The 23,241-nt window shown below is 71.7% G+C and carries 17 protein-coding genes; 13 read left to right on the top strand and 4 right to left on the bottom strand.

Going from position 1 to position 23,241, the window contains the following annotated elements; all coding sequences use genetic code 11:
- Positions 1 to 72 precede the first annotated feature (72 nt).
- The 10 genes from AB0N02_RS25895 (at position 73) to AB0N02_RS25850 (ending at position 11,266) form a co-directional block, all read left to right on the top strand.
- Complete coding sequence (locus AB0N02_RS25895; RefSeq protein WP_363951356.1) at positions 73 to 1,047, top strand: 3-hydroxyacyl-CoA dehydrogenase NAD-binding domain-containing protein; 975 nt, start codon at positions 73 to 75, stop codon at positions 1,045 to 1,047.
- Between the two features lie 108 nt (positions 1,048 to 1,155).
- Complete coding sequence (locus AB0N02_RS25890; RefSeq protein WP_363951354.1) at positions 1,156 to 2,424, top strand: beta-ketoacyl-[acyl-carrier-protein] synthase family protein; 1,269 nt, start codon at positions 1,156 to 1,158, stop codon at positions 2,422 to 2,424.
- Positions 2,421 to 3,665 carry a ketosynthase chain-length factor gene (locus AB0N02_RS25885; RefSeq protein ID WP_363951352.1) on the top strand — a complete coding sequence of 415 codons (1,245 nt, stop codon included), beginning with the start codon at positions 2,421 to 2,423 and terminating at the stop codon, positions 3,663 to 3,665. Before AB0N02_RS25890 ends, AB0N02_RS25885 begins: the two co-directional genes overlap by 4 nt.
- Positions 3,666 to 3,688: 23 nt before the next feature.
- Complete coding sequence (locus AB0N02_RS25880; protein ID WP_363951350.1) at positions 3,689 to 3,946, top strand: acyl carrier protein; 258 nt, start codon at positions 3,689 to 3,691, stop codon at positions 3,944 to 3,946.
- A 269-nt stretch (positions 3,947 to 4,215) separates the two neighbouring features.
- The gene (locus AB0N02_RS25875; protein WP_363951348.1) at positions 4,216 to 4,989 is read left to right on the top strand and encodes a GntR family transcriptional regulator; all 774 of its coding nucleotides are present in this window, start codon (positions 4,216 to 4,218) and stop codon (positions 4,987 to 4,989) included.
- Positions 4,980 to 5,207, top strand: a complete 228-nt coding sequence (locus AB0N02_RS25870) for a 4Fe-4S dicluster domain-containing protein (RefSeq protein ID WP_363951345.1) — start codon at positions 4,980 to 4,982, stop codon at positions 5,205 to 5,207. Before AB0N02_RS25875 ends, AB0N02_RS25870 begins: the two co-directional genes overlap by 10 nt.
- Before the next feature lie 14 nt (positions 5,208 to 5,221).
- The gene (locus AB0N02_RS25865; RefSeq protein ID WP_363951343.1) at positions 5,222 to 6,670 is read left to right on the top strand and encodes an ABC transporter substrate-binding protein; all 1,449 of its coding nucleotides are present in this window, start codon (positions 5,222 to 5,224) and stop codon (positions 6,668 to 6,670) included.
- Positions 6,667 to 7,755, top strand: coding sequence for an ABC transporter permease (locus AB0N02_RS25860; RefSeq protein WP_363951341.1), 1,089 nt, complete (start codon positions 6,667 to 6,669; stop codon positions 7,753 to 7,755). The genes AB0N02_RS25865 and AB0N02_RS25860 overlap by 4 nt, the downstream gene beginning before the upstream one ends.
- A complete protein-coding gene (locus AB0N02_RS25855) occupies positions 7,752 to 8,609 on the top strand; it encodes an ABC transporter ATP-binding protein (RefSeq protein ID WP_363951339.1) in 858 nt (285 codons plus the stop codon). Before AB0N02_RS25860 ends, AB0N02_RS25855 begins: the two co-directional genes overlap by 4 nt.
- Positions 8,609 to 11,266, top strand: coding sequence for a fumarate reductase/succinate dehydrogenase flavoprotein subunit (locus AB0N02_RS25850; RefSeq protein WP_363951337.1), 2,658 nt, complete (start codon positions 8,609 to 8,611; stop codon positions 11,264 to 11,266). The genes AB0N02_RS25855 and AB0N02_RS25850 overlap by 1 nt, the downstream gene beginning before the upstream one ends.
- 178 nt (positions 11,267 to 11,444) lie before the next feature.
- Here AB0N02_RS25850 and AB0N02_RS25845 read toward each other — a convergent pair whose 3' ends face one another.
- From AB0N02_RS25845 to AB0N02_RS25835, 3 genes are all read right to left on the bottom strand, one after another.
- A complete protein-coding gene (locus AB0N02_RS25845) occupies positions 11,445 to 14,300 on the bottom strand; it encodes a DUF6493 family protein (RefSeq protein ID WP_363951335.1) in 2,856 nt (951 codons plus the stop codon).
- Positions 14,297 to 15,634, bottom strand: a complete 1,338-nt coding sequence (locus AB0N02_RS25840; protein WP_363951333.1) for an SWIM zinc finger family protein — start codon at positions 15,632 to 15,634, stop codon at positions 14,297 to 14,299. Before AB0N02_RS25840 ends, AB0N02_RS25845 begins: the two co-directional genes overlap by 4 nt.
- 494 nt (positions 15,635 to 16,128) lie before the next feature.
- Positions 16,129 to 16,485: a hypothetical protein gene (locus tag AB0N02_RS25835; RefSeq protein ID WP_363951331.1), complete on the bottom strand. Its 357-nt coding sequence runs from the start codon at positions 16,483 to 16,485 to the stop codon at positions 16,129 to 16,131.
- 551 nt (positions 16,486 to 17,036) lie between these two features.
- Between AB0N02_RS25835 and AB0N02_RS25830 the strand changes: the two genes are divergently transcribed.
- Both AB0N02_RS25830 and AB0N02_RS25825 read left to right on the top strand, forming a co-directional pair.
- A complete protein-coding gene (locus AB0N02_RS25830) occupies positions 17,037 to 17,771 on the top strand; it encodes a nuclease-related domain-containing protein (RefSeq protein WP_363951329.1) in 735 nt (244 codons plus the stop codon).
- Between the two features lie 38 nt (positions 17,772 to 17,809).
- Positions 17,810 to 18,034 carry a hypothetical protein gene (locus tag AB0N02_RS25825; protein WP_363951327.1) on the top strand — a complete coding sequence of 75 codons (225 nt, stop codon included), beginning with the start codon at positions 17,810 to 17,812 and terminating at the stop codon, positions 18,032 to 18,034.
- Positions 18,035 to 18,591: 557 nt separating this feature from the next.
- Here AB0N02_RS25825 and AB0N02_RS25820 read toward each other — a convergent pair.
- Complete coding sequence (locus AB0N02_RS25820) at positions 18,592 to 21,720, bottom strand: tetratricopeptide repeat protein (protein WP_363951325.1); 3,129 nt, start codon at positions 21,718 to 21,720, stop codon at positions 18,592 to 18,594.
- 231 nt (positions 21,721 to 21,951) lie between these two features.
- Between AB0N02_RS25820 and AB0N02_RS25815 the strand changes: the two genes are divergently transcribed.
- A complete protein-coding gene (locus AB0N02_RS25815; protein WP_363951323.1) occupies positions 21,952 to 23,163 on the top strand; it encodes a hypothetical protein in 1,212 nt (403 codons plus the stop codon).
- Positions 23,164 to 23,241 lie beyond the last annotated feature (78 nt).

The following is a 23,241-nucleotide window of genomic DNA, read 5'->3' as shown; positions in this document are numbered from 1 at the left end:
CGACCGCGAGTCCGGACGGTCATGCTGACCCGGCGCCTGTCAACGAGATGACCAGGGATGGTGAGCGGACTCATGACCACTGAGGTGCGTACGGCGACGATCATCGGGGCGGGGACCATCGGGCTCGGCTGGACCACGCTGTTCCTCGCCCGCGGACTCCGCGTCCGGGTGAACAGCCGCCGTGCCGACGCCGACCGTGTCGTGCGCGACGGCATCGCGCTGTTCGCGCCCACGATCCCGGGCGGCGGTGCCGATCCGGCCGAGCTGGTCACCCGGCTCGAGATCGAACCCGACCTCAAGCGCGCTCTCGACGGCACCGACGTCGTGCAGGAGAACGCGCCGGAGAACCTGGAGATCAAACGAGAGCTGTTCGGCAGGGTGGCCGCCGCCGCGCCGGAGCACGCCCTGCTGCTCAGCTCGACGTCGTCGCTGCCGCCCGAGGCGATCGGCGCGGACCTGCCCGACCCGGGCCGGGTGCTGGTCGGGCACCCGTTCAACCCGGCGCACCTGATCCCCCTGGTGGAGGTCGTCGCCGCCGAGGGGGCCGACCCCGCCCTCGTCGAGCGGGCCGCCGACTTCTACCGGTGGCTGGGCAAGACGCCGATCGTGCCGGCCCGCGCCGTTCCCGGGTTCGTCGCCAACCGGCTGCAGTCGGCGCTGCTGCGGGAGAGCATCCACCTGGTACGCGAGGGCGTCGTGACGGTGGAGCAGCTCGACGCGGTGGTGGTGCACTCGATCGGGCTGCGCTGGTCCACCGTCGGCCCCTTCCAGGCCTTCCACCTGGGCGGCGGGCAGGGTGGCCTGCGGCACTGGCTCAACCACCTCGGCGCCGGCCTCGAACAGGGCTGGCGCGGCCTCGGGCAGCCGTCGATGGACGAGGCGACCGTGCAGAAGCTCGTCACCCAGGCCGACGAGGCGTTCGCGGGCCGCACCTACGAACAGCTCGTGGCGGAGCGGGACGCCAGGCAGACGGCGGTGCTGCGGGCGCTGGCCGAGCTCACCCCCGAGCGGCCCGAACAGGGGGAGCGGGGCCGGAACGCGACCTGAGCGCCGGACGCGCCGGGCCTTTCCAGTTCCTGTCGAGGTGGGCTCGAGTGAGGCCACCGACGCTGAAGCAGGTGTCAGAGCCGTCGTGGATGAGGGGATTCGGACGAGATGACTCGAGACGTAGTGATCACCGGCATGGGCGTGGTCGCCCCCGGTGGTGTCGGCGTCAAGCCTTTCTGGGACCTGCTCGTCTCAGGGCGTACGGCGACGCGCACGATCACCCATTTCGACGCGACGCCGTTCCGCTCCATGGTGGCCGCGGAATGTGACTTCGACGGGGCGGAGGAGGGCCTGACCCCCCAGGAACTGCGCCGGATGGACCGCGCCACCCAGTTCGCCGTCGTCTCGGCGCGTCAGGCGCTGGCCGACAGCGGCCTCGTGGCCGAGGAGCTCAACCCGTTCAGGACGGGTGTCACGATCGGGAGCGCGGTCGGCTGCACCACCAGCCTGGAGCGGGAGTACGTGGTGGTGAGCGATGCCGGACGCGAATGGCTGGTCGACCCCGACTACGCGGTCCCCCACCTCTACGACTACTTCGTGCCCAGCTCGATGGCGGCGGAGGTCGGGTGGGCCGTGGACGCGCAGGGCCCCTGCTCGGTCGTCTCCACCGGCTGCACGTCCGGCCTCGACTCGGTCGGCCACGCGGTACGCCTGATCGAGGAGGGGGCGGCCGACGTCATGATCGTCGGCGCGACCGACGCGCCGATCTCACCGATCACCGTGGCCTGCTTCGACGCGATCAGGGCCACCACGCCCCGCAACGACGAGCCGGCCACGGCCTCCCGGCCGTTCGACAACACCCGCAACGGCTTCGTCCTGGGGGAGGGGGCCGCGGTCTTCGTCCTGGAGGAACGGGAGCGTGCCCTCGCCAGGGGCGCGCACGTGTACGCCGCAGTCGACGGCTTCGCCTCCCGCTGCAACGCCTTCCACATGACGGGGCTGCGGCCCGACGGCAAGGAGATGGCGGTGGCGATCACGGCCGCCCTCGACGAGGCCCGGGTCGCGCCCCAGGATGTCGACTACGTCAACGCCCACGGCTCCAGCACCCGCCAGAACGACCGGCACGAGACGGCCGCCTTCAAACGGTCGCTCGGGGAGCACGCGTACCGCACGCCCGTGAGCTCGATCAAATCCATGATCGGCCACTCTCTCGGCGCGATCGGCTCGCTGGAGATCGCCGCGTGCGCGCTGGCGATCGAGCACGGCGTGATCCCGCCGACCGCCAACCTGCACGATCCCGACCCCGAGTGCGACCTCGACTACGTCCCACTGGTCGCCAGGAACGCCCGGCTCGACGCCGTGCTCACCGTGGGCAGCGGGTTCGGCGGCTTCCAGAGCGCGATGGTTCTGACGAGCCCGAAGCGAGCGGGACGATGAGCGGTGCCGCGGTCGTCACCGGCCTGGGGGTGGTCGCCCCCACCGGTCTCGGCGTGGAGGAGTACTGGGCCGCGACCCTCGCCGGCGAGTCCGGCATCGGACGCATCACCCGCTTCGACCCCGAGAGATACCCGGTACGGCTGGCCGGCGAGGTGAACGACTTCGCCCCGGCCGACCACCTGCCCAGCAGGCTGATCCCGCAGACCGACCACATGACCAGGCTCTCGCTCGTCGCCGCGGAGGAGGCGCTGCGCGACGCGGGCGTCGACCAGGACACCCAGCCGGAGTACGGGGTCGGCGTGGTGACCGCCAGTAGCGCGGGCGGCTTCGAGTTCGGCCACCGGGAGCTGGAGAAACTGTGGAGCAAGGGCCCGGAACACGTCAGCGCCTACCAGTCGTTCGCCTGGTTCTACGCGGTGAACACCGGCCAGATCTCCATCAGGCACGGGTTCAGGGGACCGAGCGGAGTGCTCGTCGCCGACCAGGCGGGAGGGCTCGACGCCATCGCCCAGGCCCGCCGCCACGTACGGCGCGGCCAGCCCGTGGTGGTGACGGGCGCGGTCGACGGCTCGCTCTGCCCGTGGGGCTGGGTCGCCCAGGTGAGCACCGGGCAGCTCAGCGGGTCCGACGACCCCGAGACCGCCTATCGTCCCTTCGACGCCGAGGCCGCGGGCTTCGTGCCCGGTGAGGGTGGCGCGATCCTGGTCCTGGAGGACGAGGAGACGGCCAGGGCGCGGGGCGCCCGGTCCTACGGCCGGGTGCTCGGCCACGCGGCGACCTTCGACCGGCGTCCGGAACGGCCCGGCGCGCCCGCCGGTTCACCGGGCCTGCGCAGGGCGATGGAGCTGGCCCTCGCCGACGCCGGGATCGAGCCGGGGGACATCGACGTCGTCTTCGCCGACGCCGCCGGGGTTCCCGACCTCGACGCGGCGGAGGCGGAGGCACTGGCGGGCGTCTTCGGGCCGCGCGGGGTGCCCGTCTCCGCCCCCAAGAGCATGACCGGCCGGCTGTGCGCCGGTGGCGCGCCCCTCGACGTCGCGACGGCCCTGCTGTCGATCAGGGACGGCGTCGTGCCGCCCGCGGTGCACACCCGGCCGTCCCCGGATCACCTCGTCGACCTCGTAGTCGGCGAGCCGCTGCGGCGGCGGATCCGGGCGGCGCTGGTCGTGGCCAGGGGGGCGCGTGGTTTCAACACCGCGATGGTCGTGGGCGCGCCGGATCCGGGCGCGGCCATCCCGTAACACCACAGGGGAGTGATGATCAGATGAGAGAGCTGACGCTGGCCGATCTGGCCAGGATCCTGCGCGAGTGCGCGGGAGAGGACGAGGGCGTCGATCTCAGCGGCGACTTCGGCGACGTCCCGTTCGCCGATCTCGGCTACGACTCGCTGGCGGTTCTGGAGACGGCCGCACGGCTGAGCAGGGACTACGGTGTGCACCTGTCCGACGACGACGTCCTCGACGCGGGCACGCCCAGGAAGCTGCTCCAGCTGTCCGGAATCCAGATCGCCCCGGCGACGTGACCGCGACGTCCGTTCACCCCGCCGGCACCGCCGGCCGGTGACCGCGCGACAGGCGCGGAAACCACGTCTACGCCAAGCGGCTCGCCTGCTCCCGCCGGGAACGACCCGGCCGGAGCGGTGGCGGATCTTCCGGGGTGAGAGGTCGAGTCGCAGGTGGGAGGGGTCCGGAGGGAGGCCGGACCGGCGCAATCTCACCGTTACTCCATTTTCCCTACTTCTTTTGTAGGCTTTTTCCGCTGAGGTAGTCCGCGGGGCACCGGGAGGCGGAAATGGACAGGGCGACGGCCGTACCCGTCACGGCCGACACACGGCGGAGCAGGGCGGACCGGGCCAGGCAGGTGGCCGACCTGCTCCGGCGGGAGATCGTGCACGGCGGGTTCGGCGAGGGACGGCTGCCGCTGGAGGCCGCGCTCGCCCGCGAGTTCGGGACCTCGCGCAACACCATGCGCGAGGCGCTGGACCTGCTGCGCGGTGAGGGACTCGTCGAACGCTGCCCCGGCGTGGGCACCACGGTCGCGGGCGAGAAGTATCCGCACGACCTGCACCGGCTGCTCGGCCTGGCCGAGACCCTCCACGAGCACGGCCGGGTGACCAACGAGGTCCGCACCATGACCCTCATCGAACCGCCGGCCGCGGTCGCGCGGAGACTCCGGCTGGCGGCTGGGGAACCGGTCGTCTACCTCGAACGGCTGCGTCACCTGAACGGCCTGCCGCTCTCCCTCGACCTGACCTACCTCGTCCGCGACGTCGGTGAGCCGCTGTTCGACGCCGACCTCGAAGGCAACGACATCTTCGTGCTGCTGGAACGGATCGCCGGGCAGCCCCTCGGTACGGCGGAGCTGACCATGGAGGCCGTCAACGCCGACGCCCACACCGCCGCCGTGCTCGACGCCCCGCGCGGGGCCGCCCTGCTCATGATCGAGCGGCTCACCCACCTGTCGGACGGGCGCCCGGTCGACCTGGAGTTCGTCCGGTTCCGGGGAGACCGCCTGACCATGCGCGGCCACCTGCACCGCGATCCCGAGGAGGACTCATGCCCCTGATCAACCAGCGCGTCGAGGTCCCGGTGACCATCGACGAGGCGCTCTGCATCGACGGCTGCACGCTCTGCGTCGAGGCCTGCCCGCTCGACTCGCTCGCCATCAACGACGAGACCGGCAAGGCCTACATGTACGTCGACGAGTGCTGGTACTGCGGCCCCTGCGCCGCCAGGTGCCCCGTGGACGCGGTCACCATCAACATCCCCTACCTGCTGCGATGAAGGGCTCCAAGGAGATGAGACCCCTCCGTGCGGCGGCGCTGGCCGCCCTGATGCTCGCCCTGCCGGGCTGCTCGGTCGCCGGAGCCGCCGGCGACGGCTCCGGCGGTTCCGGCGGCCAGAAGACACGGCTCGTCATCGGCTACCAGTCGAAGACGATCAACACCGTGACCGCGGGGACGTTGCTGCGCTCGCTCGGCTACCTGGAGAAGCGGCTCGGCGACGGGTACACCGTCGAGTGGCAGGACCACGACACCGGCGCCCCGATCACCGCCAAGATGGTGGCCGGCAAGGTCGACATCGGTTCGATGGGCGACTACCCCCTGCTGATCAACGCCTCCCGCACCCAGGGGATCGACGCGGCCCGCACCGAACTGGTCTCCATCACCGGCTACAACCTGCGCGGCGCGCTCAACATGGTCGTGGTCCCCAAGGACTCCGGCGCGAAGACGCTGATCGACCTCAAGGGGGCCAGGATCTCCACGAGCGTCGGCTCCGCCGGGCACGGCACCTTGGTCCAGGCGCTGGAGAGGGCGGGGATCGACCCGGTCGCCGGCGTCGAGACCGTCAACCAGCAGCCCCCGGTCGGCGCCTCGGCGCTGGAGTCGGGCGGCGTCCACGCCTACGCGCAGTTCGTCGCCTGGCCGGGCCTGCTGGTCTTCCAGGACAAGGCCCGCCTGCTCTACGACGGCGCGGCCCTGAACGTGCCGACCTTCCACGGCGTCGTGCTCCGCCGGGCCTACGCCAAGGAGCACCCCGAGGTGGTCGACGCGTTCCTGAAGGCGCAGATCGACGCCACGCGCTACCTGCACGAGCACCCGCTCCAGGCGGCCGAGACCGTGGCGCGGGCGACCGGCCTGCCCCCCGAGGTGGTCTACCTCTACAACGGTCCCGGCGGCATCTCCACCTTCGACGTCACCCTCAAACCGCGGCTGCGGGCCGCCCACGAGCACGACGTGCCCTACCTCAAGCGCATCGGTGACGGGTTCTCCGGGGTGGACGTCGCGGCGTTCGTCAACGACACCTACCTGCGCAAGGCGTACGGCCCGGCCTACGACGCCGACGCCGCCTCCACCGCCAACCCCGCCAGGATCTCCGGCACCGACCCGGTCTGCTCCGTCCCCGTGGACGATCCCGCGACGGCCTCCGAGCTGTGGCTGTCCGGTGAGAGCGTCACCCGGCCCGCGGCGACGCCCACCTGCCTCCTGCGGCAGATCGCGAAGGCGGGGCAGGAGGGCGCACCGGCGATCCGTGCCGCGTACGTTCCCGACGCCACCACGGGCACCCGCTGGTTCGCCGACAGGTCCGTCTGGGTGCGGGATCCGGCCGCCGGGAAGAACGCCCGGTTCCTCCCCTTCACCACCGAGGACGGCGCCCGGGCCTACCTCGGCGCCCATCCCGGGGCCGCGGCCGTCTCCTACGCCGACGCGCTCAAGGCCGCCGGCGCGCGGGGCGACTCCCGATGACCGGCGCCCGGACCACCCGCCGCCCCCCGGCGCCCGGCGCCTCCGACACAGCGGACGCCGCCGGTGATACCGCCACCGACGCCGCGGATCCCGCCACCGCGGACGCCGCCACCGGCTCCGTGGGTGCCGCCACCGAGGTCACAGCCACCGATACCGTGGGTGCCGCCACCGAGGCCGCCGGTGTCGCGGGCGTCGCCGACGTCGCCGCGCCCCGTCCCGGCACCGCCACCGGTGCCGCCCGCGGGACCGCCTCGGAGCCCGTCGCGGCCCGTCCCGGCACCGCCGCCGGCGGTACGGCGGGCCGCGCCGCCGCCGTGAGATGGGCGACCCGCGCCGCCTCCCTGCTGGTGGCGGCCGGTCTCTGGCAGGCCCTCACCGTCACCGACGCCCGCCTCTGGCTGAGATTCGACCGCCTGCCCACCCTCGGCGAGGTCGCCGAGCGGTTCGCCGGGCAGCTGACGACCCCTCTCTACTACCTCGACCTGGTCCAGAGCCTCATCCGAATCCTCACCGGGTTCGCGCTCGCCGCGGTCGCGGGGATCACCGTCGGCGTCCTGGTCGCCCGCTCCCGGCGTGCCGGTGACGTGCTGCTGCCGCCGCTGGAGGCGGTCCGGCCGATCCCCGCCATCGCCCTGGTGCCGATCGCGATCCTGCTGTTCCCCACCGACGAGCAGGGGATCGTGTTCATCACCTTCACCGCCGCCTTCTTCCCCATCCTGGTCAGCACGCGGCACGCCGTACGGGCGCTGCCGACGCTGTGGGAGGACGCGGTCAGGACGCTCGGCGGGAGTCGCCGCCACGTCCTGTGGAACGTCGTCCTGCCCGGCACCCTGCCGGGCGTCTTCGGCGGGCTCTCGGTCGGCATGGGCGTGGCGTGGATCTGCGTGATCTCCGCCGAGATGATCTCCGGCGAGTTCGGGGTCGGATACCGGACCTGGCACGCCTACACGGTCGTCGACTATCCGGGAGTGATCGTCGGCATGGTCACCATCGGCGTCCTCGGCTGGCTGACCTCGGCCGTCGTCGAACTGATCGGCCGGCGGGTCACCCGCTGGCTCCCCCGGGCGGAAGGGAGCGGGAAATGACGTCGCTCACCGAGAGGGCCGGGCGGAACGCGGACCGGACCACGGACCGGGCCACGGACCAGGCCACGGACCGGGCCACGGACCGGACCGCGGGGGCCGTACGGCGGGCCACCGCGGGCGCCCTCCCCCGGGAAGGCCGCGGTGGCCTGGCGTTCCGCCTGGAGCGGGTCGCCCTCGGCTACGGCCGGGACCCGGTACTGCGGGACGTCGAGCTGGACGTCGCGCCGGGCGAGGTCATGGTGGTCGTGGGCGCCTCCGGATCCGGCAAGTCCACGCTGCTGCGCGCCCTGGCGGGGCTGCTCACGCCGCACGAGGGACGCGTCCTCGCCGGGGGCGAACCGGTCACCGGCCCCTCGGCGGAGCGCGCCATGATCTTCCAGGACGACGGCCTGCTGCCGTGGCGTTCGGTCCGGCGTAACGTCGAGCTGCCGCTGAGCATCCGCGGTGTCCCCCGGCGCGAGCGCGAACGGGCCGCCGAGGAGTGGATCGGGCGGGTCGGGCTGGCCGAGTTCGCCGGCCGCCTGCCCAGGGAACTGTCCGGTGGCATGCGCCAGCGGGTGCAGCTGGCCCGCGCCCTGGTCGGCGTGCCGCGCGCGGTGCTGATGGACGAGCCGTTCGGCGCGCTGGACGCGCAGACCCGCGCCGGTATGCAGCGCCTGCTGCTGGACGTGCTGCGCGACACCGCAGCGACGGTCGTGTTCGTCACCCACGACGTGGACGAGGCGCTGCTGCTGGCCGACCGCGTCGCGGTGCTGGGCCGTACCGGGGTCCGGGCGGTCCTGGAGACGCCCGGCGGCCCCGGCGACACCGCTGCCCGCGCGAACCTGCGCGAGCGCATCCTGGAGGAGCTTTGATGGAGATCCCCCCGATCGAGGACCGCCTCGAACTGGACTGCGAGGTGCTCGTCGTCGGCGGCGGGACCGCCGGCACGATGGCCGCGATCACCGCCGCCGAGCGCGGCGCGCGGGTGCTGCTGCTGGAGAAGGCCCACGTACGGCACAGCGGCGCCCTGGCCATGGGCATGGACGGGGTCAACAACGCCGTCATCCCCGGCAAGGCCACCCCCGAGGACTACGTCGCCGAGATCACCCGGGCCAACGACGGGATCGTCAACCAGCGGACGATCCACCAGACCGCCACCCGGGGCCACGACATGGTCCGCCGCCTCGAACGCTACGGCGTGAAGTTCGAGAAGGACGAGTACGGCGAGTACGCGGTCCGCCGCGTGCACCGCTCAGGCAGCTACGTGCTGCCCATGCCCGAGGGCAAGGACGTCAAGAAGGTCCTCTACCGGGTGCTGCGCCGCCGCGACATCAGGCAGAGGGTCAGGATCGAGAACCGGGTCATGCCGGTCCGCGTCCTGACCGACGGCGGCCGGGCGGTGGGCGTGGCCGGGTTCGACACGCGCGGCGGGCGGTTCGTCGTCGTGCGGGCCGGGGCGGTCATCCTGGCCACCGGAGCCTGCGGGCGGCTCGGCCTGCCCGCCAGCGGCTACCTCTACGGCACCTACGAGAACCCGGCCAACGCCGGGGACGGCTACGCCATGGCCTACCACGCAGGCGCCGAGCTCAGCGGCATCGAGTGCTTCCAGATCAACCCGCTGATCAAGGACTACAACGGCCCCGCCTGCGCCTACGTCGCCAACCCGTTCGGCGGCTACCAGGTCAACAACCGGGGCGAGCGGTTCGTCGACTCCGACTACTGGTCGGGCCAGATGATGTCCGAGGTCGCCGCGGAGATCGCCTCGGCCCGCGGCCCGATCTACCTCAAGCTCTCCCACCTGCCCGACGAGACCGTCACCGCGGTGGAGGACATCCTGCACTCCACCGAACGGCCCACCCGCGGCACCTTCCACGCCGGGCGCGGTCACGACTACCGCACCCACGACGTGGAGATGCACATCTCCGAGATCGGCCTGTGCGGCGGCCACTCGGCATCGGGCGTGTGGGTCGACGAGCACGGCGCCACGACCGTCCCCGGCCTGTACGCCGCGGGCGACCTGGCGTGCGTCCCGCACAACTACATGATCGGGGCGTTCGTCTTCGGCGACCTCGCCGGAGCCCACGCCGCCGAGCACCACGCGGTTCCCGAGACGCTCCCCGAGGACCAGGTCGCCGCCGCCCACGAACTCGTCTACCGCCCGCTGCGCAATCCCGAAGGGCCGCCGCAGCCGCAGGTGGAGTACAAGCTGCGCCGCTTCGTCAACGACTACGTCGCCCCGCCCAAGACCGGCGCCAAGCTGGAGATCGCCCTGGAGTCCTTCGAGCGGATGCGCGAGGAGATCGCCGCGATGGGCGCGCGCACCCCGCACGAGCTGATGCGCTGCGCCGAGGTGGACTTCATCCGGGACTGCGCGGAGATGGCCGCCCGTTCCTCGCTGGTGCGGACCGAGAGCCGCTGGGGCCTGTACCACGAGCGGGCCGACCTGCCCCGGCGCGACGACGACGGCTGGCTGTTCCACCTGAACCTGCGCAGGAGGCCCGACGGCGCGATGGAGTTCCTCAAGCGTCCCGTCGAGCCGTACCTGGTGCCCGTGGAGGAGTTCCAGCCGGTCAGGGCGGAGCCCGTGCTCGTCGGCGTCCACACGAGCACCCCGGTGCGCCGGGCCGCCGAGGCCCGGACCGGCGGGGCGGCCGTCGGGCGCTCGCCCCGGATCCTGGAGCTGAACCGGCTCGCGGAGGAGCAGCCGCCCCTCGACCGGCTCGCCCCCTACCTCGCCGACCCCGACCCCAAGGTGCGCAGGGCGGCGATCGCGGTGCTCACCGAGACCCTGCCGGAGGGCGCGGGAGAGGCGCTGGTCACCGCGCTCGCCGACGACCACGGCATGGTACGGCGGGCCGCGGCGAGCGGTCTGCGGGAGCTGGTCGAGGTGCTGCCCGTCACCGCCGGGTTCGGCGCGAGTCTCGCCGCGTGGGCGCAGAGCCCCGACGCCGTGGTCCGGAGCACCGTGCTGGACGTCCTGCGCGCCCTGCGCCTGGGAACGCGGGACGTCTTCGCCACCGGGACGCGGGACGCCGACCACCGGGTGCGCATCGAGGCGATCCGGGGCCTGGTCTCCCTGGACGAGTCCGAGCCGGTGGCCGCCGCGGCGGGCGACGCCTCCCGGGAGGTCCGCGTCCGGGTGGCCAGGGGACTGGGCACGATCGGCAAGCCGTCGGCGGCGCTGGCGGAGCTCGCCGACGATCCCGATCCGCTCGTCAGGGCGGCCGCCCTGGAGTCCTCCGGCGCCACCGGCTCCCCGCTGACGGCGCGGGCCGTACGGGCGCTTGGGGATCCCGCCTGGCAGGTGCGGGTCGGCGCGGCCCGGTGCCTGGGGGCCGCGGGCCCGGAGGAGGCGGCCGGTCCGCTCGCCGCCGCCGTGGCCGACGGCAACCTCGACGTGCGCAAGGCGGTCGTGCTCGCGCTGACCCCGTGGGCGGCCAGGCCCGAGATCGCCGCCACGTTGCGCGCCGCCCTGGCAGACACCGACGCCGACGTCCGCGCCTACGCGCGCAGGGCCCTGCCCGGATGATGCCCGAACGAGGTCCGGATGAGGTGCCGGATGAGGTCCGGATGAGGTCCACGCCGGGCCCGCCGACCGCGCGGGAGGGCGGTCACGTCACCCGGTGACGGGGTCGTGTCCCGTGGGCGTCCCGGGGTCACGGCACGCGGCGGGTCCGCCGTTCACGGGGGTGAACGGCGGGCCGTGCTCAGCCGAGCCGGTCGCGCAGGCGCGCGCACTCGCGGGTGAAGCGGCTGCGACGGCCGCTCGCCGCGTGGGCCGACACGGCCGGGATCTCGCCCCGGGCCCCCGTCAAGGCCGCCACGTCGGCGGCGAACGCCACCGCCTCGGAGTGGACGACGCTCGGCCGCTCCCCCTCACCCGGCAGCACGAGCGGCAGCATGCTCCGCAGGATCTCCCAGACCTGCGCGTGTCCTCCCAGGTGGGCGGCCTCGGAGAGGGAGGCCAGCACCGGGCGGATCTCGAACCGGACGCGGCGGATCAGGAGCGCCAGCTGGCGGCCGACCGCCTCGGCGGGCAGATCCCCCCTGGCCGCCATCCGCAGCAGCAGCGGCACCGCCTCCGCGGGCTGCCTGGCCAGGGAGTAGGCCAGGACGAGCGCGGTCGCCTCCCCGACCGGGCCGTCCGCCTCGGTCAGGGCCGCGAGACACGACGGATGGACCCCCGCGTGGCTCCACTGCTGGAGCAGGTGGGGCAGGTAGTTGACGGAGACGACCTCGCGGTGCGACGGCAGGATCGCCGACCACCAGCCCATGGCGAAATCGTGTTCTTCCAGGCGCCGCCTCGACGGCTCGCGGAGCAGCTCGTCGATGAGATCGTGCCCGGTCGGCTCGGCGCGCAGTACCGGCACCAGCCGGATCGCCCCGACGTACTCCATCTCGTCCTCGTCGAAGAGATGCTCGTTCGGGCCGTCGACGTAGCCCCACCTCAGGCCCGTCTCGGGGTCGGGCAGGCCGCCTCCGGCCAGCCAGGCGGCGGCCGACGACGCGGCCCGTGAGCCCACCCGCGCGGCACGTTCGGCGGCCTCCGGGTACTGTCCCCTCGGCAGCCGCAGCAGCGCCTGCTGCAGGTCGGCGGCCAGTGGCTCGACGCCCGCGGCCGCGCACGCCTCCAGCCGGTCGACCAGCACGCCGGGGGCGAGGTGCCCGGTCATCACCGTGGGCGTCGCCAGCAGGACGGGCGGCAGCGCTCCCTCCCGCAGCGCCACGTACAGCTCGCCGAGCCGGTGCAGCAGGAAGCCTTGCGGCGGCGAGGCGGGCCTGCGCTTCGGCGGCCGGTGCCGGCGGCGGGCCTCCGCCGCGGGATCGGGCGTCGCGGAATCGCCGAACAGCAGACGCAGGCCCATGGAGGCGATGCCCGCCAGGAGCCCCGATCCGCTCTCCGCCCGTTCCCTCCCGGCGCCCCCGGCCTTCCCGGAGAGCACGTTCACGACGTCCGCCGGGAGGTTCGACCTCGCCCAGTGGGCGAGGGGGGCGGGATCGGGCACGCCGGGATCGGTTCCGGAAGCGATCATCTCCTTGGCGAGGGCGGAGATCCAGCAGGAGACGTCGAGCCATTGCTTCATCTCGTACAGGTGGGGAGAGGCCTCGCCGAAGGCGGGGGCCAGCCTCTCTCGCAGGGCCGCGCGGTCGTCTCCGGCCTGCTCGACGAAGGCGGCGAGCCACTGCTCGCACTCCACCCAGTCGCGCGGGTGCCGGTCGTCCGGGTGCAGGCGGGGGGCGGGGAACGGGCCGGGCTCCGTGAGGGCGGGCAGCGCCACGGGGACGAACGGCTCCGGCGTCTCCCGCGCCGCGGTGTCGCCCCCGAACGCCGCGGCCACCTGCGCGCCGAGTGCCGCGGGCAGCAGGGGGACGGCCTCGGCGACCAGCGCCGCGGAATCCGCGCCGAAGACCTTGGCGTTCCTGAGGGCGATCCGGGCCGCGCGCCCCTGCACCTCGTAGGAGGTGTGCGCGAACGCCGTGGTGAGCGCGGGCGCCAGCTCGTCGGCGAGCGCGGGTGTCCGCCGTATCATCTCGTCCAGCCAGCTCAGGCCCGCGCGGGCCAGCTTGGCCTCGGAGCGGAAGGTCAGCGCGCCGATCGCCTCGGCGACGTCGGCGTCGTCGAGGGGGCCGCCCTGACGCACCTGGGCGAGCGCCAGCTCGGCGACCGGGCCGGGGGAGGCGGGCAGCAGCCGCAGGTAGTCGCGCGCCCGCGCGGCGGCCTCCTGCGGGAGCGGGTCGATCAGTTCGTGCAGCCGTACGAAGAAGCGGAGGTTGACGGCGTCGCCTCCGCGCAGGAACCGGCTCACGCAGCCGTCGAGGAACTCCTCGCGCGAGACCTTCCCGGTCCTGAGGAACCGCTTGATCCGGGCGAACCACAGGGTGGGGGTGGGCTTCAGCCGCTCGTCCCGCAGGGCGCGGCCCACCCCCTCCGCCTCGAAGATCCTTGGAAGCAGCGTGTCCGTCAGCGGGTCGTCCTTCACCGCCCCGGCGGAGAGCCAGGCGAGCACGAGCGGGTCGTGCTTGGGAGGCTCGGCGCCGCAGGCCCGCAGCAGCGCCAGCGCCAGCGGGGCGACGCGGTCGTCCGCCGTACGGATCTTCCCGGCGAGCCGGGCCGCCACGTCGGCCTGCCAGGCGGCGGGGCGGGTGGTCATCACGCGGACCAGCTCGGCGGAGGCCGGCGCCGACGCCCACCGTGGGCTGAACTCGCGGCGGACCAGCCAGGCGACCGCCGCGGCGGGGCCCGAGATCGTGCCCGCGCCGGCGATCCGCAGCGGTACTCCGAACTCGACGAGCGCGTCGCGCGCCGCCGCACGGACGGACGCCTGTTCGTAGGACCGCATCCAGGAGGGCCAGTCGTCCTCCGCGCCGTAGTTGGCCTCGACGTTGGCCCGCCAGCTCGCGCGGGCCTTCCGCTCCGCCGCCTCCCGCGTCTCCGCCAGAAACTCCGGCAGCCGCCGGGCGACCTCGGCGCGCTCGGCCTCGGTCAGCGCGGCCACGCGGTCGGTCAGCGCCCCGACCCTGCGCTCGGTGATGAGGTCGCGCACCTCCTGCCAGACGGTCACCGGATCACCTCCACGGCGGAACGGGCGACGATCCTGGCGGCCAGCACGTGTTTGCACGGCCCGCGTGAGCCGCGATGATCCCACCACCACGGGCAGGTGCACGACCCCTCGACCAGACCGACCTCGCGCACGCCGCCGTCGGTCCGCACCCGCGCCGAGTCGCCGAAGACCTCTACGGCGCCCGCCTCGACCAGCGCCCTGGCGGAGGTCAGCCGGGGATTGAGGTGCTGCACGTGCTCCCTGTCGTAGGGCAGCTCGCGGTGGAAGTGCGCGGCGTCGGCCAGGTCGTAGCCGACGCGACCGGCGGTGCCGAGCTGCGTGAGAGCGGCGCGGACCCGCGTGACGGGCAACCCGGAGCGATCGGCCAGCAGACCGATCTCCACCTCGGGCTCGAAGTTGAGCAGCATGCCCACCAGGTCGGCGTCGGCCTCGGCCTCGTCGGTCGCGAGGTCGGCCAGCACCGCGCCCTCCCCGGAGAAGCCGCGCCAGCGCTGCGGCGACAGGGCCAGCGTGTAGCGCATCCCCGGCAGTTCGAGCTCCCACGCGCTCGACGCCGCGTCGCCGGGGGCGGCCGGGCCGTACACCCTGAGGCTCTTGGCGAAGCGGAGCAGGGGCATGAGCGTCGCCAGGCGCCCCACACCGGACAGGCACACCGCCCCCGCGCCGGGCCGGTCACCCACGCGCAGGTCACGGCCCACGGGAGCGACCCAGAGGTCGGCCGTCGCCCGCCTGGGCAGGGAACGCAGGAACCGTACGGCGCTCACACCGGACAGCTCGGCCCTCAGGTCCATGCCCGCCGCGATCACCTGCACCTCGGCGAAGCCCCGCAGCCACCGTTCGGGCAGCGGGACCTTCTTCTCCACGACCGCGCCGTCGAGCGTCGTCACCGTCAGCTCGTCGGCGCCGACACCGAGGTGGAGCGGGTCACGCGCCCCCACCCTGGCCAGCGCCTCGCGCAGCGGTCCGTTGACGTCGACGTTGGTCGTCCCCCTGTCGAACACCTCGCCGTCCAGGGCGCCGTCGAGCAGGTCGAGCCGGGCGTAGACACCACCGCAGGCGGAGAACGACTCGAACCGCAACCGGTCACCGCCGCACGTCACGACGGGGTCGCGCGTCCATCCCGGACGCGGCTGGTGGTAGCGGGTGAGGGCCACGTCGGCCACGCCCAGCAGGGCCGCGGCCGCGGGCGCCGCCTGCGTCACCACCCCGCTGAAGAACCTGGGCGCGAGAGCGGGCCCGCCGAGGGCCCTGCCACCGGACGTCGACAGTCCCAGACGACCGTCCACCAAGCTGGAAGGCGCGGCGTAGCTGTACGCCTGCGTCGCACTTGTCATGCGCCGGACAGTAGAGATCATCACCGACAAAAGCGCCGTGACGTGCTCCCCGCTCCTGCCCACCGCGGGGACCACCTGTGGCCCCGCCCGCGTGCGCGCGGGCGAGTCCTACGCATCAGATTCCCGTCCGAACGCGTTGCAGCCCCGCCCGCGTGCGCGCGGGCGAGTCCTGTCGGGATGGCTCCCCGCGGGACGCCGCGCGCCCGGAGTCTCCAGCGCGGTGACCACTTACCTTCGCCGTGTTCGTGATCGTTGGGGCGCCGGTACGGCGGGTGGCGACGCGGGGCGGATCGGCGCCGATGAGCGGTGCTTAACTCGGTGAACGTTCCCGGGGACGGAACTGGAGGGGAGGGGCGCCTGCCGACACGGTATGACCCCTGCTCTTTCCGGCTTTGCGGAAGGGAGACCGCCAAGGTGATCGGCGAATTTACGAAATCGCAGCCTGACAGATGAAGGGCTGACGCACTAAGCGGTGGCCCGTACAGCCTGCCGGACTATCGGGGGCCCAGGTTGATCGACCCGAACACGTCACCCGCTTGAATCACGTTTCCATGGATCCGGGCCTCGCCGCTTATGGTGTTGGAAACGTCATGGCTCTGCCGGATGGTCCTGGCCGTTTCGGAAACCCAGGACGTCAACTCCTCTCTGAAGCGGGGATCGGACTCACCGCGGTCGACGAGGAGTCCGGCGATCTCGTGTGAGTCGTCGGGGCCGGCCTGCTCCAGCTCGGCCAGTTCCGCAGAGTCGCCTCCGAACCGGCGGCGTACCAGTGTGGTCAGCGAGGTCCACGCGCCCTTGCCGGCTTCGCCTGCGGCGCCGCCGATCAGTGCGGAGACGATCGCGGCGAGCACGGTCGGGTCCATCGCACCCCTCCAGGAGCATCTCTGCCTCCCACGGGCCTTCCGGTGGCCTTGCGGGTGGCAGGTCCCTTATCTTCGCATGGATCAATGGTCATTTCCCGTGGCGGCTTTGACCAATTCTGCGGCCTCCGTGATGTAGATCATGAAAGTCATCGCAGCGCACACCGCGGAAATACGGTGGCCGGACCGTCCCATGCGGTGGCGCCACGGCCGACGGCGACCTCGACGTCCGTACCCGCGCTCCTTTCCAGGCGGCCGCTTCCATGGTCGATGGCTGACCGTACTCGCGAATCCGCCGGGTTCGTGCTCCGGTGGTACACGAGGAAAGTGCTCACCTCCTGGCAGGGGGAATGGTCGGTCCCAGATATATGACTATGGTCGATCCAGAACCCGCCTCCATCTGTCGCCGGTGATCGGTATACATTTTTCGGGAATATTCTTGGGCGCGCGTTTTCGCCTGTTCGATGAGGCCGGTTGGCTTCTTTCCGGCAGCCGGAAGTGACATGTCAGGTCTGTTCCCGTTCCCCCCGGAGGTCCCTTCGATGTTCTTCCGCCCATCCCGTACGGCCGGTGCGGGTGCCTCGGCGTACGCGCAGTACCGGGCAAGGATCGCCGAGGGGCGGACCCGGCGTCTGCTGCTGCGGGCGGGACTCGTGCTGGTGAGCGCGGTCGTGGTGGGATGGCTGTGGGGCTGGGCGGCGGCCCTGGTGGTCGCGGTGGTGGTCGGGGTCGCCGACACGGCGTACCGCTGGCATCAGCACGAGGCGGTACGAACCTGGCGTAAGGGGGCGATCGGGGAGCGGCGCACCGCCAGGATGCTGCGCCCGCTGGGGCGGCACGGATACACCGTCCTGCACGACCGAGCCCTGCCGAGCGGCAGGGCCAACATCGACCACCTGGTGATCGGGACGACGGGCGTCTTCGTGGTGGACACCAAGAACTGGCACCGAGGAAAACGCCTGGTCCGGCGCGGGCGCTCGGTCAGGGTCGGCGGCGCCTCCGGCGGGCAGATCGTCAGGTCCGTGGTCTACGAGGCGGGACGGGTGGCCGACACCCTCACCCGGGGGCTCGGGCGTCCCGTCACCGTTGTTCCCGTGGTGGCCGTCCACGGGGCCAACATGCCGTTGCTGCGGGTGGCGAAGGCGTCCGGCGTGCCGCTGCTGCGCGCCTCCCAGGTGCGCGGCTGGATCACCCGGCAACCGGCGACGCTGAGTGTGAGGGAGGTCGCCGAGGTGAGCGCCACCGCCGAACGTCTGCTCCCGCCGTACGTCACCTGACCCGGCACGAACAGCATGGCCCCGCGAGGCTGGCTTCCGTGACCTCCACGGACCAGATCTGCTTCGTCTTCGACGGCGGAGTTGTCGGCGACCGGACGTTCGCGCCTACCGATCCGGAAATGGCGGCGGTCGGGTTCTTCCACGTGGATGTGGCCCTGACACTCGTGCGAGACCACATGCGCCCGCGACTGCGAGCCGCGCTCACCGCCCTGTCCACGGGCCACGCGCTCTACCTCCACGAGGGCAGGGCACCGGTGTCCTGAGGCGGGGATTCGATTCAGGCGTACGGCTGCGCGGGACTCCGAAGATCGTCACCGACGGGAGTGAGCACGGTGATTTACTGCCTGCTTGCTATGGAGGCCGTCCGCCGCGGGTTCAAGGGTCTGGGGCCGGGAGTCGTGCCGGTACGGTCAGGCGGGAGGTGAGATCTCCTCCCGGAGTGTGAAACGGGGGAGGCACGGCGGGCGCCTCCCCCCGGAGAGTATTCTCATCCGCCCTTCAGATGCCCATGGAGTCCTTGGCATGGAGCACGTAGGTCATGAATATGTATGCGAGGCCTACTGCAGGAAGGGCGAAGAACTTTTCCTTCATCAACTTTCCTAACTAACGAACGGCCGTCGGGCGACTGCCCGAACCTTACATCCGTCGTATCCAGGGAATCTTGACATGAGACAGCGCTCCCCGGAAGAGGTTTGGGAAGAAAGTCGATTTTCGTTTTTTTGGGGTATTTGTGAAGTCCTGGGCTGCCTTTTGGGCCCTTCGATCGTTCCAAATTCGATGTGGCCCGACAGAATCTTCTTCTGGGCGTCGTCCGCCACCCCTACGACTGAGCTGCGCTCCCTTGGCCGGCGAGCCGTGCCCTGAGTTCCCTGGCTTCGGCGACCCCGAGGTGATCATACAGGTCGAGCGCCCGTCTCCAGCACTCCTCCGCCCGGGATCTCTCGCCTGCCTGGGCGAGTGTCGTTCCCATGCCGTCGAGGATGAGGGCCTCCTCGGGAGTGGTGCCCATGCCGCGTGCGAGACCGAGTGCCTTCTCGTAACAGGCGAGGGCGGCTTCGTGGCGGTGGGCGCGGTGGTGGACGGCACCGATCCCCCGAAGGGCGACGATCTCCTGCTGGCGTTCCGATAACTCGACGGAAATGTGCATGGCTTTCTGGTGGTGGATGAGCGCTTCCCTGTCCCTCCCCATGTGCGCCTGACAACTGCCGATGTTGTTCAGGGCGTGGGTCTCACCCCGCCGGTCGCCAATTTTGCGATGTCCTTCCAGAGATTCCCGGTAGTAATTCAGTGCGTCGTTGTAGCGCCCCAGGAACTGGTAGGCCTTGGCAACGTTGTTGAGCCAGATGGCCTCATTCTGTGGGCCCATGTGCGGGTTGAAGGACGCCGCCTCCTCGTAGTGGCGCAACGCCTTCTCGTAGTGGCCGAGCTCTATCTCGACGTCGCCGATGTTGTTCATCGTGACCTGCTGACCGCGCCGGTCGCCGTCCTCGCGGTACATGGTGAAGGCCTGCCACAGGCACTCGATGGCCTTGGCGTACTCCCCCCGGTGACAATGGATGAACGCAATGTGGTTGAGGCCGTCGGCTTGGCCGTGGCGGTCCCCGATCGTTCTACGCGACGACAGGGCCTGCTCGAAGTAGCCGAAGGCGACGTCGAACTCGGAGCGGCGCCAGTGCACCAGGCCACTGTGGTCGAGCAGGTAGCCGACAGCCCTCTGGTCTCCGGCGCCCCGCTGGATCTCCAGTGCCTCGGCCGCCAGCCGGAGCGCCTCGTCGTACTGGCCGATCTGGCATCGGGCCACGCTGAGGTCGGTCAGCGCACGGGCCAGGCCTGGGAGATCGCCCAGGTCGCGCCAGGTTGTCACGGCGCGCTCGTGGAGGTCGGCTCCCTCCGCCCAGTGTCCCCACAGGTCCAGGTGACGGCTGATCACGTGCGCGAGCAGTGCCGCGTGTCTCGTCCACCCGTGACCGTAGGCATGGCGGGTGACGAGGATCAGGTTGTCCAGCTCGGTGTTCATCCAGGCGCGGGCCTGTTCCGCGGTGCCGAACCCGGCCGGTGGGTGCGACAGGCCGGGCACCTCGGCCGGGACGCGGGCGCGGTACGGATAGAGCAGCCGGTCTGCCGCGTTCGCCGTGAAGAGGTAGTGGTCGAAGGCTCGCCGGAGGACTTCGGCGCGCTGGTCTGGAGCCTCCCGGTCGGACAGCAGGAGGGCGTATTCGCGGATGAGGTCGTGGAAGCGGTACCGGCCTCTGCGAGGTTCGTCGATCAGGTGGTGGTCGAGAAGGTCGTCGAGAATTTTCGCGGCCTCGGCCCGGCCCGAATCCAGCAGCGCCGACGCGCTCTCGGGGGTGAGATCCGCTCCCGGATGCAGGCCCAGCCGCCAGAACGCATGCTGCAGGCGCTCGTCGAGGCCCTGGAAGGACAGCTCGAAGGCCGCGGTGATCTCGCGGTTCTCCGCGCGGATCTCCGGCAGGCGTCGCTCGGTGCTGCCCAGCAGCTCCGCGATGTCGGCGGCGCTCCACGCGGGCCGGTGTTTGAGGCGGTTGCCGACCAGCTGGATCGCCAGGGGAAGGTGTCCGCAGAGCCGTACGACCGAGGCGACGCCCTCCTCCTGGAGCGCGCGCCGCGGCCCGACGACGCGGCGCAGAAGCGTGGCCCCGTCCTCGGGCGGCATGACGTCCAGTGAGAACGACTGGACGTCGTCCAGCCCGGCCAGCCGCCGCCTGCTGGTGATCACGACGAGGCAGTCGGACGCTCCGGGGAGAAGATCGCCGATCTGGTCGTGCCCGGCGGCGTTGTCGAGGACGATGAGCACCTTGCGGCGGGCAAGCTCGGCCCGCCACATCGTGGCACGCTCGTCCAAGCCGTTCGGCACGAGCTTGCCGGGGATGCCGAGCTCGCGCAGGAGCCGGTCCAGGGCCGTCGCCGGGTCCATCACGTCATGCCGGGCGTCATGGCCGTGCAGGTCGAGGTAGAGCTGCCCGTCCGGATAGTCGCCGGCGAGCCGATGAGCCAGGTGTAAGGCCAGCGCCGTCTTGCCGACCCCCGCCATGCCGTCGATCGCCAGCACGGTGACCGTGTCCCGCCGTACCCGCGCGTCGATCAGCAGGTCCAGCTCTGTGGCGCGTCCGGTGAAGATGTGGGCGTCCCGGGGAAGAGTGTTGGGAGGGGTGTCTCTCCTGGTGGTGGGGCGGGAGGCGGGCAGGAGCGTCGGATCCCCCTGGAGGATGCGGTGGTGCAGCGCCTGCAGCGCCGGGCCCGGTTCGGCGCCGAGTTCGCCGACGAGCCACAGGCGCGCCTGGCGGTAGGCGGCAAGAGCCTCCGTCTGCCGCCCGTTGTGGTAGAGCGTCAGCATGAGCAACTCGACGAGTTTCTCGTGGAACGGAAAGCGATTGATCAGCTCGTTCAGTTCCGCGGCCGCATTGGAATTCAGGCCGTGGTGGAATTCGAGTTCGATGCGTTCGATCCTGCTGTCGAGCAGCTCTTCTTCGAGTTTCTGCCGGGTTCTCGCGGCCCACGAGCCCGGCAGGCCCGCCAGCGGTTCTCCCCGCCGCAGCGCGCTCGCCTCACGGTACAGCCGGGAGGCGTGCTCGGCGTCGCCGTTCTCCCGCATCTCCCGAGCCTGTGAACGAAGCGCACGGAACCGGTGGTAGTCGATGTTCTCCGGGTCGATCTCAAGAAGGTACGCCCCGGCGTGATGCCGCAGGCGCACGGCGTCCCCCACGTCGTGGAGACGGCCTCTCAGCCGGGCGACGTGGCTGTACAGCCGGTCCCTGGCCGTGGCGGGCGGACTGTCGTCCCACACCTTGTGGACGAGCGACTCGGCGGTTACCGGCTTGCCCGGAGTCATGAGCAGGATGGCCAAAACGTGGCGTTCCCTGGCCCACCCCAGGTCGTGGCGTTGCTCTCTGGACCAAAACTCGACTGGACCGAGAATGCGGAATTCCATTCGAGCCCCTTTTCCGAGGGCGTGAGCATCCGCCGACATTTTTTCATCGAAATTTAGTCGAATCCAGCGCCGAGAAGCCCCTTCCGTCCCGTGTGTTATTCGCCCTGAGGGCTTGCAGGACTTCGGCAAGGCAGCCGCAAGGGTTTCCGCAAGGTCGGGCGGTGACGCTCTTGGTTGGTGGGCTGCGCCCACAGCCCAAGGCCGAATGAATCCAAGGGAACGGGGAGAGAAATGTCTGATCACGAATGGAGCAGGGTCCCGGTCGGGCTGGACGCTCGCCGATGGGTGACGCGCAGGGACTGCAAGACGGTTCTGGTGGTCGTCCACACCGTCACGTCGGGACAGCGGCTGCTGGACACGGCCCGTCTGGTCGAGTCCGACCTGAGGATTCAGGTCGTGTTCACCATGGCTCCGGACGTCTTCAGCAACGGGGTGGCACAGTTCATCGGTGGTCTGGGCGCGGTCGCGCTGCCCTGGCTCCAGGCGACGCAGCAGAAATTCGATCTTGCCGTCGCGGCGAGCCTGGGGGCGGTTCACGAGATCCACGCGCCGTTGATCGTCATGCCGCACGGCGCGGGCTTCAACAAACTGGTGCCCGCGAGGGACGGATCCGCCGGGGAAGACCGCGTGCCGTACGGGCTCGACGCCCAGCGGCTGATGCGCGACGGCGCCGTGCTGCCCGCGGCGATCGTCCTCCCGCACGAGGCCGAACTCGGACGGCTGGGCCGGACGTGCCCGCAGGCGCTCCCGGTGGCGGAGGTCGTCGGCGACTCGTCGTACGACAGGCTGATCGCCAGCCTGCCGCATCGTGGTTCCTACCGCCGGGCGCTGAAGGTCGGCCCGAACCAGAAACTGGTCGTGGTCACCTCGACCTGGGGGCCGCAGTCGCTGTTCGGCAGGCACTCCGGCCTGCTGCCCCGCCTGCTCGCCGAGCTGCCGCGCAAGGAGTTCCGCGTCGTGGCGCTCTTCCATCCCAACGTCTGGTTCGGTCACGGCATCTGGCAGGTGCGCACCTGGCTCGCCGAGTGTCTGCGAGGTGGACTGAGCCTGGTGCCGCCCGAGGCGGACTGGCGCGCGGTCCTCGCCGCGGCCGACTGGGTCATCGGCGACCACGGGTCGGCGAGCCTGTACGGCGCGGCCACCGGGAAACCGGTGATGCTGGCCGGTTTCCCGCACGCGGACGTCGATCCGGCCTCCGCGCTCGCGAGGCTGGCGGCCGTCGCCCCGCGGGTCTCCAGGCGCGGCTCGCTGCGTGACCAGCTCGACAGGGCCGCCGGCGAGATGCGGCCGGGCCGCTACCGGGCCGTCACGGAGCAGATCACCTCGGCGCCGGGCCGGTTCGACCGCAACATGCGCCGTCTCATCTACCGGTTACTGGACCTGCGGCAGCCCGAGACCGTCCCCGTGACCGTGCCGGTACCGGTGCCCCATCTCGCCACGTGAACGGAGCGGATCGAGGAGAGCGGAGGAGTCCCGTGTCCGGCAGGCTCGTCACAGTCCACCTGTTCAGACTTGAGCGCG

The sequence above is a fragment of the Streptosporangium sp. NPDC051022 genome (assembly GCF_040683035.1).
Taxonomy (GTDB): Bacteria; Actinomycetota; Actinomycetes; order Streptosporangiales; family Streptosporangiaceae; genus Streptosporangium.
Note: the sequence above shows the minus strand (reverse complement) of the source record. Positions and strands in the feature narration are given on the sequence as shown.

Bases quoted from the DNA above. Each gene is read 5' to 3' on its own strand.
- AB0N02_RS25895 (WP_363951356.1), top strand. From the start codon at position 73: ATGACCACTGAGGTGCGTACGGCGACGATCATCGGGGCGGGGACCATC.
- AB0N02_RS25890 (WP_363951354.1), top strand. From the start codon at position 1,156: ATGACTCGAGACGTAGTGATCACCGGCATGGGCGTGGTCGCCCCCGGT.
- AB0N02_RS25885 (WP_363951352.1), top strand. From the start codon at position 2,421: ATGAGCGGTGCCGCGGTCGTCACCGGCCTGGGGGTGGTCGCCCCCACC.
- AB0N02_RS25880 (WP_363951350.1), top strand. From the start codon at position 3,689: ATGAGAGAGCTGACGCTGGCCGATCTGGCCAGGATCCTGCGCGAGTGC.
- AB0N02_RS25875 (WP_363951348.1), top strand. From the start codon at position 4,216: ATGGACAGGGCGACGGCCGTACCCGTCACGGCCGACACACGGCGGAGC.
- AB0N02_RS25870 (WP_363951345.1), top strand. From the start codon at position 4,980: ATGCCCCTGATCAACCAGCGCGTCGAGGTCCCGGTGACCATCGACGAG.
- AB0N02_RS25865 (WP_363951343.1), top strand. From the start codon at position 5,222: ATGAGACCCCTCCGTGCGGCGGCGCTGGCCGCCCTGATGCTCGCCCTG.
- AB0N02_RS25860 (WP_363951341.1), top strand. From the start codon at position 6,667: ATGACCGGCGCCCGGACCACCCGCCGCCCCCCGGCGCCCGGCGCCTCC.
- AB0N02_RS25855 (WP_363951339.1), top strand. From the start codon at position 7,752: ATGACGTCGCTCACCGAGAGGGCCGGGCGGAACGCGGACCGGACCACG.
- AB0N02_RS25850 (WP_363951337.1), top strand. From the start codon at position 8,609: ATGGAGATCCCCCCGATCGAGGACCGCCTCGAACTGGACTGCGAGGTG.
- AB0N02_RS25840 (WP_363951333.1), bottom strand. From the start codon at position 15,634: ATGACAAGTGCGACGCAGGCGTACAGCTACGCCGCGCCTTCCAGCTTG.
- AB0N02_RS25830 (WP_363951329.1), top strand. From the start codon at position 17,037: ATGTTCTTCCGCCCATCCCGTACGGCCGGTGCGGGTGCCTCGGCGTAC.
- AB0N02_RS25820 (WP_363951325.1), bottom strand. From the start codon at position 21,720: ATGGAATTCCGCATTCTCGGTCCAGTCGAGTTTTGGTCCAGAGAGCAA.
- AB0N02_RS25815 (WP_363951323.1), top strand. From the start codon at position 21,952: ATGTCTGATCACGAATGGAGCAGGGTCCCGGTCGGGCTGGACGCTCGC.